This window comes from Sphingobacterium zeae (assembly GCF_030818895.1).
Taxonomy (GTDB): Bacteria; Bacteroidota; Bacteroidia; order Sphingobacteriales; family Sphingobacteriaceae; genus Sphingobacterium; species Sphingobacterium zeae.
In genome coordinates, this window is sequence record NZ_JAUTBA010000001.1 from 805,148 (window position 1) to 818,649 (window position 13,502).

At 41.5% G+C, this 13,502-nt stretch carries 9 protein-coding genes; 8 read left to right on the forward strand and 1 reads right to left on the reverse strand.

Annotated features, from left to right (window positions below; all coding sequences use genetic code 11):
• The first annotated feature begins 106 nt into the window (after positions 1–106).
• Positions 107–661 carry a thioredoxin family protein gene (locus tag QE382_RS03425; RefSeq protein ID WP_307184692.1) on the forward strand — a complete coding sequence of 185 codons (555 nt, stop codon included), beginning with the start codon at positions 107–109 and terminating at the stop codon, positions 659–661.
• A 117-nt stretch (positions 662–778) separates the two neighbouring features.
• On the forward strand, positions 779–1,099 hold the full coding sequence (locus tag QE382_RS03430; RefSeq protein ID WP_307184693.1) for an MmcQ/YjbR family DNA-binding protein: 321 nt from the start codon (positions 779–781) through the stop codon (positions 1,097–1,099).
• Positions 1,100–1,338: 239 nt separating this feature from the next.
• On the opposite strand, the gene QE382_RS03435 is transcribed toward QE382_RS03430, so the two are convergent.
• Positions 1,339–2,301 (reverse strand): isopenicillin N synthase family dioxygenase, encoded by a 963-nt coding sequence (locus QE382_RS03435; RefSeq protein ID WP_307184694.1) that lies wholly within the window; start codon positions 2,299–2,301, stop codon positions 1,339–1,341.
• Positions 2,302–2,576: 275 nt separating this feature from the next.
• Here QE382_RS03435 and QE382_RS03440 point away from each other — a divergent pair, with 275 nt between their 5' ends.
• From QE382_RS03440 to QE382_RS03465, 6 genes are all read left to right on the forward strand, one after another.
• Entirely contained in the window at positions 2,577–3,017 is a 441-nt protein-coding gene (locus tag QE382_RS03440; protein WP_293957087.1) for a MarR family winged helix-turn-helix transcriptional regulator, read from the forward strand.
• A 40-nt stretch (positions 3,018–3,057) separates the two neighbouring features.
• Positions 3,058–5,487, forward strand: a complete 2,430-nt coding sequence (locus QE382_RS03445; protein WP_307184695.1) for a 3-hydroxyacyl-CoA dehydrogenase/enoyl-CoA hydratase family protein — start codon at positions 3,058–3,060, stop codon at positions 5,485–5,487.
• 30 nt (positions 5,488–5,517) lie between these two features.
• A complete protein-coding gene (locus QE382_RS03450; protein WP_307184696.1) occupies positions 5,518–6,693 on the forward strand; it encodes an acetyl-CoA C-acyltransferase in 1,176 nt (391 codons plus the stop codon).
• A 135-nt stretch (positions 6,694–6,828) separates the two neighbouring features.
• Complete coding sequence (locus tag QE382_RS03455; protein WP_307184697.1) at positions 6,829–8,610, forward strand: acyl-CoA dehydrogenase FadE; 1,782 nt, start codon at positions 6,829–6,831, stop codon at positions 8,608–8,610.
• 122 nt (positions 8,611–8,732) lie between these two features.
• Positions 8,733–9,989, forward strand: a complete 1,257-nt coding sequence (locus QE382_RS03460) for a YeiH family protein (protein ID WP_307184698.1) — start codon at positions 8,733–8,735, stop codon at positions 9,987–9,989.
• Positions 9,990–10,764: 775 nt separating this feature from the next.
• Positions 10,765–13,362, forward strand: coding sequence for a TonB-dependent receptor (locus tag QE382_RS03465; protein WP_307184699.1), 2,598 nt, complete (start codon positions 10,765–10,767; stop codon positions 13,360–13,362).
• The last annotated feature ends 140 nt before the right edge of the window (positions 13,363–13,502 follow it).

Consider the following 13,502-nt stretch of genomic DNA (forward strand, 5'->3'; position numbering starts at 1 on the left):
GGAGTTTTGGAGCAATATGCTTTTTATTGCATTCAATACAGATAGTTGCTGATAGGCATGTTGAGAAAGTTGAAAGTAAAATTTACCTTTGCACAAAATTGATGTTATGACTTTTGAAAATTACTTGCAACAATTCGAAGATATCTTAAACCATCCTGAGAATCACCCCACTTATCAAGATGAAGAATATTATCAGTACACTAAAATGAACTGGGCAAGAATGGGGCGTTGGATAAAGCGATTTGAGCCAAACTTGGATTTTGATCATTTTGTGAAGTCAATTGCTGAGAAGCAACAATGGATTATTATTACTGAACCTTGGTGCGGAGATGCGGCGCATTCTGTACCGATGCTCGCTAAGATGGCCTCACAAAACTCCAACATCACGTTGGACATACAACTTCGTGACAGTGCCCCTTTTCTGATCGATTCTTACCTGACCAACGGAGGGAAATCTATTCCGATTCTTGTAATACGTGATGAAAACGGACAAGATTTAGCTGTCTGGGGACCACGCCCTGCAGCTTGTCAGGAATTGTTCTTGAAGTTGAAAGAGCAGGGAGTGGATTTCTCCGAAATTAAAGAAGAAATTCAAAAATGGTATAATGCCGATAAAGGAGTAGCCATCCAAAAGGAAATCCAGTCCCTGCTGGAAAAATAAGGGAAAGTATATTTTTTTTCCCTTTTCTGTGTTTGTTCGAGAAGAGGAATATTAAGCTAAAACCAAAAAATATGAACATTGAAGATCTGAGAGATTATTGTTTATCTATCGGGCCAGTTGTGGAAGAAACCCCCGTTTGGTCCAGATACACTTGTGTTTAAGATTGGCGGCAAAATTTTTTTATTGGTTGGGCTAGATCAGATCGATGAACTTCGGTTTAATGTAAAGTGTAATCCCGAAAGGGCAATTGAATTGCGTGAAAAGTACGAACATACAGTGCTACCAGGCTATCATATGAATAAAAAGCATTGGAATACGATTATTGCCAATCGAGAACTGGATGACAAAAAGCTTGAAGAACTCATTTTGCATAGTTATAGTCTAATTATGGAAAGCTTGCCGACTAAAATTAAGCAGGAGATCAAGGGCGGTTCATAGCCACTAGTATTTTCCACTGTGCGCCCACTGTTTGTCTACTCTAACAGCGGGCGCCTAGTGTGCGGCCGTCTGAAAAGTCCCGAATCGGGTGGGAGCAGTTTGGTTTGATACTAATCGTGCTGGTGGTTGAAAAATGTTATTGTAGCCTTTGTGTAAGGATTCTAAGTTCTCCATTATATAAAAAAAGTCCGCTAGTAATTAACTAACGGACTTTTATCTACGGTATCCAGCCTATTCGCTTACATTTTTAGTCCGATTTCTCTCAACCGCTCATCCAGGTATTGACCCGCGGTATAATCTTCGTAAACTTTTGGGTGTTCTGCATCGATGCATGACTCTAGTGAAGCCAAGCTCATGGAAGATTTTGGATGCAAAAAGAAAGGGATAGAAAAACGCGAAGTTCCCATTTTTTCCCTTGGAGGATTGACAACACGGTGCGTAGTTGATTTCAGCTTATTGTTTGTCAATCGTTGCAACATATCGCCCACATTAATAACAATATCTTCGCCTTTGGCTTTAATAGGGAACCATTCGCCATCTTTTGTCAACACTTCAAGACCATCCGCACTCGCACCAATTAATAAGGTAATGAGGTTGATGTCTTCATGTGCACCTGCACGAACAGCGTCAGGCGCTAAGGCATCAGGATCATTGATTGGGAAGTAATGGATCGCACGTAGAATTGAATTACCATTGATAACATACTTTTCAAAGTAATTTTCTTCCAGGTCAAGGTAGGTTGCAATCGCTTTTAGTAGGTCTCTACCAGTATCTTCTAGTTTTTTATACACTTCAGCAGTCACACCGTTAAAGCGAGGGATTTCAGCGACTTCTGGGTTGTCTGGGAAATCAGCTTTTGAATATTCTTCGCCAACGATGGTTTGGCCCCGCTGCCAAAATTCTTTTAAGTCCGGGGTCTTTGCATCTTTAGCTTTTTCTCTTCCTTTTGCTGTGTAACCACGCTGACCTGCCAATTCCGGAAACTCATATTTTTCCTTCGTCTCAGTAGGTAAGCTGAAAAATTCAGGAACGACTTGGTACAGCTCCTCAATCAGATCTTTTGATAAGCCATGATTTGCAATCGTTACAAAGCCCGTTTCGTTAAAAGCTTTGCCAATATCTTGAATAAATTGATTTCTTTGTTCTTGGGTTCCTTGTGTATAATGCTGCAAGTCCAAGCGCGGTATGTTTACTAAAGCCATACAGTGTTGATATTTGTTTAGGACAAAGTTAACGGAATTAATTTTGATTATTATATAAAGGTTGTTAATAAAAGTTTTTAGTTTTACTGTATCGTTCTGTATGTCAGTATTTAAAAGTTTTCCACATTTCAGTAAAGTCCTTACTTTCGCTTAACCTATAAATCGTCATCATGCTGACGAATATATGACAAAATTTATAGTTCGGATCTTGCTATTCTAATTCCTAACGAGTATATTTGTTATGCAAGCATAATAAATAGCTTGAGAGTGCGCTTATGAACCAAAATCAGACAATCGATTATTTTTTAAAAACAGGCTGGCAGACCATAGCCAATAAATACAATCAAATCGCTTCGCAGTATGGATTTACGCAGGCAGCAGGTTATATTTTGATAAATATCCATAAAGAAGGTACTCCTGTTTCTCAGATTGCAAATCTGACGGGAGTTAAAACAACTAGTTTGTCTCGGGTGTTGAATAATTTGGAGTCATTGGGATTTATTTACCGGGAGACTAGCGAAACGGATAAAAGATCTGTCAAAGTATATTTGACAGAACTAGGTCGTGAAAAAAGGAGAATTGCTAAAGATGTCGTGCGCAATTTCAATCAATATCTGGCGGATAATTTTTCAGAAAATGAGCGTGAACAATTGATTGCTTCGCTAGCGAAACTAAATGATCTTGCAAATAACTACAAGGAAGAAGTAATCGTCTAGAATTTAAACCAAATGTACAGAAGTGCATACTAAATATGTTATGATGAACAAAAATATTAGAAAAGTGGCAGTTCTCGGTTCGGGTGTTATGGGCTCGCGAATTGCTTGTCATTTTGCTAACATTGGTGTTGAAGTTTTACTGTTGGATATCGTTCCGCGTGAGCTTCTCCCAGCGGAAGAAGCCAAGGGCCTCACGTTGGAGAGCAAGATCGTCCGAGATCGTATTGTTAATAGTTCTTTAGAAACGGCTTTAAAAACAAATCCATCGCCAATTTATAGCAAGTCTTTTGTAAAACGAATCAAAACAGGAAACTTTGATGATAATCTTAAAGATATTGCCCACGTGGATTGGATTATCGAGGTTGTCGTTGAGCGACTTGATGTTAAACAATCTGTTTTCGAGCGTGTTGAGCAATTTAGAAAACCTGGAACATTAATTACTTCCAATACTTCTGGTATCCCTATTCATTTAATGACAGAAGGGCGAAGTGAGGATTTTAAAGATCATTTCTGCGGCACACACTTCTTCAATCCGCCGCGCTATCTCCCTTTATTGGAAGTTATTCCAACACCGCATACCAAGCCCGAGGTTGTTGACTTTATACTTCACTTTGGTGACAAAATGTTGGGTAAATCGGTTGTGTTATGTAAAGACACTCCGGCGTTTATTGGTAATCGTATCGGTGTTTATTCGATGTTGGCGGTTACTCATTTAGTGGAACCTCTTGGATTGACCGTTGAGGAGGTCGACAAATATACTGGTCCTGCAATGGGGCATCCCAAATCGGCGACTTTTCGTACGGCTGATGTTGTAGGGCTTGATACCCTGGTGAATGTTGCCAATGGCCTGGCGCAAAATGCGCCAGAAGATGAAGCGAAAGGGGTATTCGAACTTCCTCCATTCATCATTAAGATGGTAGAAAATAAATGGTTGGGTGAGAAAACCAAAAAAGGATTCTATGAAAAAGTAAAAGCTGATGATGGTAGTTCAGAGATTTTGTCTCTAAATCTAAAAACACTGGAATTTGGCTCACAGCAAAAAGTGAAATCAGCAACTTTGGAAGCCACAAAACCTGTAGAAGATATCCGTAAGCGGATGAAAGTATACGAACAGGGAACCGATAAAGCCGCAGAACTTTTCCGTGCCATGCATTATCCATTGTTTGAATATGTATCCCGCCGTGTTCCCGAAATTACAGATGACTTCTTCCGCATTGATGATGCTATGCGTGCTGGATTTGGTTGGGAGTTAGGACCATTTGAAGTATGGGATGTGCTAGGTGTCCGGGAGACCTTGGCTAAAATTAAGGCCGAAGAAAAACGACTTCCGGGTCAGGATGGGGAGGTTGCTTCCTGGGTACACGAGATGTTGGAAGCCGGATGTGAATCATTCTATAAAATAGAAAATGGTGTACGTCAATATTATGATATTGCAACCAAATCTTATAAAGCTATTCCCGGAACGGAAGATCTGATCGTATTGGATCACATCCGGGAAAGTAAAACAATCTGGAAAAACACAGGTGTTTCTATTATTGATCTAGGCGACGGTATCATCAACTGTGAATTTCATACCAAGATGAATACCATCGGCGGAGATGTTATCCAGGGCTTGAATAAAGCGATTGATCTCGCTGAAAAGGAATATCGTGGTTTAGTGGTGTCCAATGATGGGAAAAACTTTTCTGCTGGCGCCAACATTGGAATGATTTTCATGATGGCCGTAGAACAGGATTTTGATGAATTGAATATGGCCGTTCGTGCATTTCAAAATACATCCATGAGGTTACGCTATTCGTCAATACCTGTAGTTGTTGCGCCATTTCAAATGACCCTTGGTGGGGGCTGTGAATTCTCCATGCATGCCGATTTTGTTCAGGCTCACGCCGAAACCTATATGGGATTGGTTGAACTGGGGGTTGGTGTTATCCCCGGTGGCGGTGGAACCAAAGAATTTACACTACGGGCCTCGGAGGAATTTAAGGAGGATCAGATTGTTCAGAACACCTTAAAAGATAAATTCCTGACCATTGGGCAAGCGAAAGTTTCGACTTCTGCTTATGAAGCCTATGAACTCGGCTATTTGCAGAAAGATAAATTTGCAATCACCATGAACCGTGCCCGCCTTTTGGCAGATGCCAAAGCAAAGGCACTGGAACTGGCTGATGAGGGTTATGTTCAGCCTGCTCCACGCAATGATATCAAGGTTTTAGGAAACCAAGGATTAGGGATCGTATATGTGGGGGCTTCATCGATGCGTGAAGGTAATTATATTTCTGATTATGATCGAAAGATCTCAGAAAAACTAGGCTGGGTGATGTGTGGTGGAAATTTATCGTCACCGACCGAAGTGTCTGAACAATATCTATTGGATCTAGAGCGTAAAACTTTCCTCGAGCTTTGTGCCGAACGCAAAACGCTTGAAAGAATTCAATTTATGCTGACCAAGGGTAAGCCTTTACGGAACTAAAAATCACTACTCACGAAAAAATTAAAAATAATGGAAGCATATATAGTAGCAGGATTTCGTACAGCAGTAGGCAAAGCGCCGCGGGGAGTATTCCGCTTTATGCGGGCGGATGATTTAGCCACGGATGTTATTAAACATCTTGTATCCACTGTGCCAAATTTAAATAAAGAAGATATAGACGATGTCATCGTTGGGAATGCCATGCCGGAAGCGGAGCAGGGACTCAATATGGCGCGTTTCATTTCACTGATGGGATTGGATACGGATAAGGTCCCGGGAGTAACCGTCAATCGATACTGTGCATCAGGCCTAGAAACGATTGCAACCGCGGTAGCAAAGATTAAGACTGGGATGGCAGATGTTATCATTGCCGGTGGGGTAGAGGTGATGTCCGGAATGCCCTTTGGAGGTTGGAAAATTGTGCCTAATCCTGTCGTGGCAAAAGAGCATCCCGATTGGTATTGGGGTATGGGATTGACTGCCGAAGCTGTAGCCAAAGATTACAATGTGTCACGTGAAGATCAGGATGCTTTTGCCCTTAAATCAAATCAAAAGGCAGTTGCAGCCATTCAAAATGGTCATTTGAAAGATGGTATTGTGCCGATCACTGTAAAAGAAAATTATCTGAAAGACGGTAAGATTGCAACGCGCGAATATATTGTTGATACAGATGAAGGTCCTCGGGCGGATACTTCCCTGGAAGCTTTAGGGAAATTAAAACCAGTTTTTGCAGCGAATGGTTCGGTGACAGCAGGGAATTCCTCACAAACTTCTGATGGAGCAGCATTTGTCTTGGTCATGTCTGAAGCAAAGGTGAAAGAGCTTGGGGTAAAACCGATAGCAAAGCTTGTTAGTTTTGCTGTGGCGGGTGTTCCACCGCGCATTATGGGTATCGGACCTATCTATGCCATACCCAAGGCTTTGGCGAGGGCTGGGCTTAAAAAAGAAGATATTGATCTATTTGAACTGAATGAAGCTTTTGCATCTCAATCGTTAGCCGTTATTCGCGAACTTGGATTGGATGAAGAGAAAGTAAATGTCAATGGCGGTGCCATCGCTTTAGGGCATCCTCTTGGATGTACAGGAGCTAAATTGACGGTCCAAGTCTTAAACGAGTTGAAACGCAGAGGCAAAAGATATGGCATGGTGACGATGTGTGTGGGAACTGGCCAGGGAGCAGCAGGTATTTTTGAGTTACTGGACTAAAATTAGTCGAGTAGAATACCACTGTGAACAGCATATGGATTTCTGATCGCATAGCTGATAGAAGTATTAAAAAAACATGGTGGACCGTAAAATCACTTAACTGGAATTTGCGCGTCCATATAAATCTAAAAGACAATGAGCGAAAATAAAGCAATTAAAGGCGGAGAGTTCGTGATTAGAGAAACTCCCTACACAGCAGTTTTTATTCCGGAAGAGTTTGATGAAGAAGCTAAAATGATTCGACAGACCTGCTTAGATTTCTTGGATACCGAAGTATTAAATAAGCTGGACCGTATCGATGCACAAGAGGAAGGTCTAATGCCCAGTTTGATGGATAAGGCCGGTGAACTTGGCATGCTGGGAGTTTCTATTCCCGAAGAATATGGTGGTTTTGGAAAGAATTTCAACACGTCTATGCTTGTTGCTGATGCGGTAGGTGGCGGGTTTTCTTTTGCTGTCGCATTGTCTGCTCATACGGGTATCGGTACGTTGCCTATATTGTATTATGGTAATGATGCCCAAAAGGCAAAATATATTCCAAAGCTTGCTACTGGTGAATGGAAGGCATCGTATTGTTTGACAGAGCCCAATGCGGGATCGGATGCAAATTCGGGTCGTACCTCCGCAAAATTAAATGCCGAGGGAACACATTATTTGATCAACGGACAAAAAATGTGGATTACAAACGGCGGTTTTGCAGACATCTTCATCGTATTTGCAAAAATCGATGAAGATAAAAACCTAACGGCATTTATTGTCGAGAAAGACTTTGGTGGTATTACGATGAATCCTGAAGAACATAAATTGGGTATTAAGGGATCTTCAACACGTCAGATCTTTTTCAATGATTGCGCCGTTCCTGTAGAGAATATGCTTTCTGATCGTGAAAATGGATTTAAGATTGCTGTAAATATCCTGAATATTGGTCGTATAAAACTAGGCGCTGCCACGATCGGTTCGGCACGAATGGTGATCAACCATGCGGTGCAATATGCCAATGAACGTGTGCAGTTTAATCTGCCGATTTCCAAATTTGGCGCCATTCGTTATAAGCTGGCTGAGATGGCAACACGTTTGTTTGCTGTGGAGTCGGCATCGTATCGTGCCGGTCAAAATATTGATGATGCCTACGATGCATTGATTGCTGGCGGTATGGATGAAGCAAAAGCAAAGTTGAAGTCTGTGGAGCAGTTTGCAATTGAGTGCGCTATCATCAAAGTATGGTGCTCGGAGATGTTGGATTATGTGGTTGACGAAGGCGTGCAGATTTATGGTGGAATGGGTTACTCGGCAGATGCGCCAATGGAACGTGCTTATCGGGATTCACGGATCAACAGGATCTTTGAAGGTACCAATGAAGTGAATCGATTACTTGTGGTTGACATGCTGTTAAAACGGGCCATGAAAGGTGAATTGGATCTAATGGGACCTGCGCAAGCCGTAGCTGGAGAGCTTCTCGCTATTCCAGATTTTGGTGAAGAGGACGACGCACCTTTTGCTGCAGAAAAGAAAATTGTGGCAAACCTTAAAAAAGCAGGCCTATTGATTGCCGGAGCAGCAGTGCAAAAATTGATGATGTCTCTTTCGAAAGAAGAGGAAATCCTCATGAATATTGCGGATATTATCGGGTATGTTTATATCACCGAGTCGGTCTTGTTACGTGCAGAAAAATTGCTGCATACAGGATCAGCTAAAGCAGATTATGCAAAAGATATGGCTAAGATCTACCTGTATGGTGCTATTGATAAAATCAGCGCTGCCGGTAAAGAAGCATTATATTCTTTTGGTGAAGGTGATGAACTGAATATGATGTTGGTTGGTTTGCGCAGATTCACAAAAGCACAGCCATTTAATGTGAAAGATGCCCGTCAGCGAATCGCTAAGAAATTGATAGATGAGAATAAATATTGTTTTTGATTGATAATAGATTATTGGTTTTGGTTAATGGCCGGAGAGAAATCTTCGGCCATTTTTGTGTTACAATCCTAGAAAGTCACTGTAATTATATTAAATTTAACCTTTTAAACCCTAACCATTATATGACATCTTCAAGATCATTTACATTTACAGAAGACTGGGTAGTCGTCATTTTGGGGATCGCTACCATATTTCTCGCACTCTCAGGAGTTGTTGCGCCGGTACCTAGTTTTTCGTGGAGTAATTCCGCCGAACTCGTCGCAACAGTTTTCGAACCGACAAATTTAATGAAGCTTTTTGAGCAATTTATTTTTGTATTCGTTACCGCGATATTGGGCGCCTTTCTTTTGGGGAAATCTATAAAATATTTATTCGTTGTATTTCCTGTTGTATTTATCCTTACCGTATTTGCATTGGTGCTGGCAGGGAATGCAACCGTTAAAGAATACAATCTCGAAGCTGTAATTTTTAGTTTGGTTATCGGTTTAGTCATCAGCAATTGCTTTAAACTGCCTAATTGGTTTAAAGAGGCGCTCAGTACGGAGCTCTATGTCAAGATAGGCCTAATTCTGCTCGGAACCACCGTGATTTTCGGGGATATCCTCAAAGCGGGATCCTTGGGGCTTGTTCAAGCACTGGCTGTCGTACTGTCTGTTTGGTACTTTGCGTTCTGGATCTGTAAAAAGTTAAAGATTGATAAAGAGATGGCCTTGATGTTATCGAGTGCAGTATCCATTTGTGGTGTTTCCGCAGCGATAGCAACTTCGGGAGCAATTAGAGGCGATAGCAAAAAGCTTTCTTATGTCATTTCATTGGTCCTTATTACAGCGATTCCAATGATGATTTTCATGCCTTATATGGCGGAGTGGATGGGCTTGTCGCAAGAAGTTACCGGTGCTTGGCTCGGCGGGAGTATTGATACCACAGGTGCTGTTGTGGCATCGGGTTCCCTGGTAGGAGAAGAAGCGCTAAAAATCAGTACCATTGTGAAATTTTCCCAAAATGTATTGCTGGGGTTAGCTGCTTTTGCTATCAGTATTTATTGGACTTATGCGAAATCTGTTGATGATGAAACAAAACGGGATAAACCTACGCTGAAAATTATATGGGAACGTTTTCCGAAGTTTGTGCTGGGATTTGTATTTGCATCGTTGCTATTTTCTTTCGTAATATCCCCCGAAAAGATTGATGCGGTGAAAGGAAGCTTGAAGAACTTACAAGGACTCTGGTTTACCCTTGCATTTACATCCATTGGTTTGGAAACGAACTTTAAGGACCTATTTGTGCAAGATAATAAGAAGCCACTATATGCCTTTCTGATCGCCCAGACTTTTAATGTTATTATTACCTTATTGATTGCCCTGGTGCTCTTTAGCTAAGTCGGTAAGTGTTTCAATGTAAAATCGACCGTTATATGTGACTATTAAGATGGCCGTCCAAACCAGGACGGCCTTTTTTATGCTTTTCATCTTGAGCTTATGAATAGCGTTTCTTTTTCTGATTCGTAGCACAGATCTTCGTTTTTTATAAAATCGTTTACTTCTTGATTCTCGCTGGATAGTTGGGGAGTAGGGTGGTTACCTTCTTGATTTTTTGATGCTGAAAGAAATTCGAACCGCTTATTTTTGCTTTAACTGTCTTATAATAAAGGTTTAATGGGTTTTTAAAAAAAAAATATTATTAAATCTATCAAATTAGTAGTCTTTTAAAAAATATTTATATATTTGTATCGTTATCTGATTTACAGGTAAATAGCAAGGCGAGCAAAAAGGACTGACTTGATTGTGAATCGAACTAGCAATAGCATTTGATCTTTCAATAGATATAAGTGTTATTCACTTTTTAAAATTGCAGCGCGGTAGGCCTATACAACTCAATCGTGTATGGAAAAGGTAAATAAAAGAAAATAACAAGATAAAAAGAATGGAACAAAATTACTCTTCAAAAACAAGTTTATTGGTTGCTTCGGTAGAAGGATCTGTTGTTGGCCTAGAAAGTTGCCAAAAACGAATGTGTTGTTAAAATTTCTCTCTTACACGCTCTTATATTAGAAAAGGGAAGCCTTGGCTTCCCTTTTACCAAGTTTTAACAATGAAGCAAGTATCGATTGGCGTTGGCACTTGTTTTAAATTCACCATTAAACTGAATAAATTTATGAAAAAAAATGCTATTTTTCGAATTAGCGTCATTTTTAGCTTGCTTTTAACAGGTGCTTACCATACTTATGCGCAAGTAGAAAATCCTAAACCTATTATAAATGCCTCATTAACAGGTACCGTAATTGATGCCGTAACGAAAGAGCCTTTGCAAGGTGTGACCGTTCAACTTGAGGCTGTTACACACCAGGTGAAAACGGACAGTAAAGGCGTTTTTCAGTTTGTAACTGGACAAAAATTACCTTTTTCATTAATTGTATCTATTGTTGGTTATCAAACCCGTCATATTGTTATTGATCAATCTCCTGCAATAATTGAGCTTACCCCGCGGTTGGAAGCATTGGATCAAGTGGTGGTCACTGCACGTCGTCGGAAAGAGCAATTGCAGGACGTGCCTATTCCCGTATCAATTATTCGTGGCGCTGCATTGGAGGATGCAGGGGCATTTAATGTCAATCGACTAAAAGAGCTTGTGCCTACCGTTCAGTTATATGCATCGAATGCACGTAATACAACGCTTAATATCCGGGGACTGGGCTCAACTTATGGCCTCACCAATGATGGGATCGATCCTGGTGTAGGATTTTATCTTGATGGTGTATATATTGCCCGCCCCGCCGCAACTTGGCTGGACTTTATTGATATCGACCAGATAGAGGTATTGCGTGGCCCACAGGGTACGCTGTTTGGAAAAAATACAACCGCAGGTGCATTCAATATAACCTCACGTCTACCACAATTCACACCAGAAGCCAATGTGGAAGTGAGTTATGGAAACCAGGGTTTTATTCAGGCGAAGACTTCAATCTCAGGGCCATTGGCCAAAAACCTGGCTGCTAGAGCTTCTTTCTCTGGCACCCAACGGGATGGAAACTTGTTTAATGTACATACCAATAGGAAGATCAATGATATTAACAACCTGGGGTTTAGGGGACAATTGCTCTTTACTCCATCTGATAATATCAAACTGGTGCTCTCGGGTGATGTGTCATCGCAAAAACCTGATGGTTATGGTTGGGCGGTTGCCGGAGTTGTAAAAACACAGCGTGCAGACTACAGACAATTTGATGCAATTATTAAAGATCTTGGCTACGAGCTACCCTATAAAAGTGCTTTCGAGCGTAAGATAGATTTGGATACACAATCTAAAGCTGATAATAAATTGGGTGGGGTCGCCTTGAATGCCGATATCAAGATTGGAGAAGGGACACTGACCTCAACTTCTGCGTGGCGGACATGGACATGGGTTCCGCTCAATGACCGCGATTACTTGGGACTTCCGGTATACACCGTTTCAGCAGGTAATTCTGTCCATAACCAGTGGTCGCAGGAGTTCAGATATTCTGGAAAAATCAGTGAAAAGGTCAGCGGGGTTGTTGGTTTATTTGGCCTTTGGCAGGATCTAAGTACAGATCCCGTACATACCGAAGAAACAGGATCTGCCTTTTGGCGTTTTCAAAAAAGCTCTACCAGTGCTTTGTGGCAGACACCGGGATTATTTGATAATTTTGGAATCAAGACCGTTTACGGCATCAAGAGTACGAGTTTAGCCGCCTATACGCAGATCGATTGGGCTGTTACGCCTAAATTACACATCCTCCCAGGGCTGCGCTACAATTATGATAAAAAGGTGGCTAACTACGATAGGCAGACCTATGGTGGTTTGCAGACCTCAGACCCCGCACTGCTTGCCTTAAAGAACGGTGTATATACCAATCAGACTTTTGATGTCAATGCGGATGCGGACAATTTCTCTGGTCAACTCTCGGCAAGATATCGTTTCAATCCGAAGATAAATGCTTACGCAACGTATTCCATCAGCTATAAACCTGTCGGTATCAACGTTGGCGGATTGCCGACAGCCAATGGAGCAGTGTTGCTGGATCTCGCTGAAGTAAAACCTGAGGCAGTCCGCCATAAGGAAATTGGTGTGAAGACGAATCCAACACGCAATTCACTGCTCAATCTGACCGTCTACCAAACGGATATCAAAGACTATCAGACCCAAGTGCAGACACCTGAACCGGGGGTAAACCGTGGTTATCTGGCCAATGCCGAAAAGGTGCGTGTAAAGGGAGTTGAATTGGATGGAAACATCAACATCGGACATTTTCTCCGGTTGAATGGAGCACTGGCCTATACAGATGCCAAGTATGTCAAATTTACCAATGCACCTGTCCCTTTAGAAGAGGTTGGCGGAGCTCAGGCTTTTAAAGATATCTCTGGCGGCGCCCTTCCTGGTGTTTCCAAATGGTCTTGGTCGCTGGGTGGCGAAGCGAATAAAAGCGGTAAGCTGATTGGGATTAATGGATCTTACTTTTTGGGTGCAGACCTATTTCACCGTTCTAAATTTTCGTCCAGTTCTTCACCATCCCAATACCTAAATATTGATGCCTATTCGGTCTTGAATGCCAGGCTAGGATTCAGGGGATCGAATGGTATTTCGGTGTTTGTGTGGAGTAGAAATCTAACCAATAAAGATTATTACGAACAGTTGTTGGCAGCACCTGGAAGTTATGGACAGTACGCTGGGGTAGTTGCCGATCCGCGGACTTATGGCGTGACACTGCGATACAATTGGAAACAAGGGAATTAAATCCGTAATTCATAGTATATTCTTATCGACCGTCTCCATTTCATCATGGGGACGGTTTTTGTTTTTTCGGTAATTTTCAATGGCTCCTTTTTTTATATATGGAAATTTGTATATTAAATCATCATTAAGGTGAATGATTT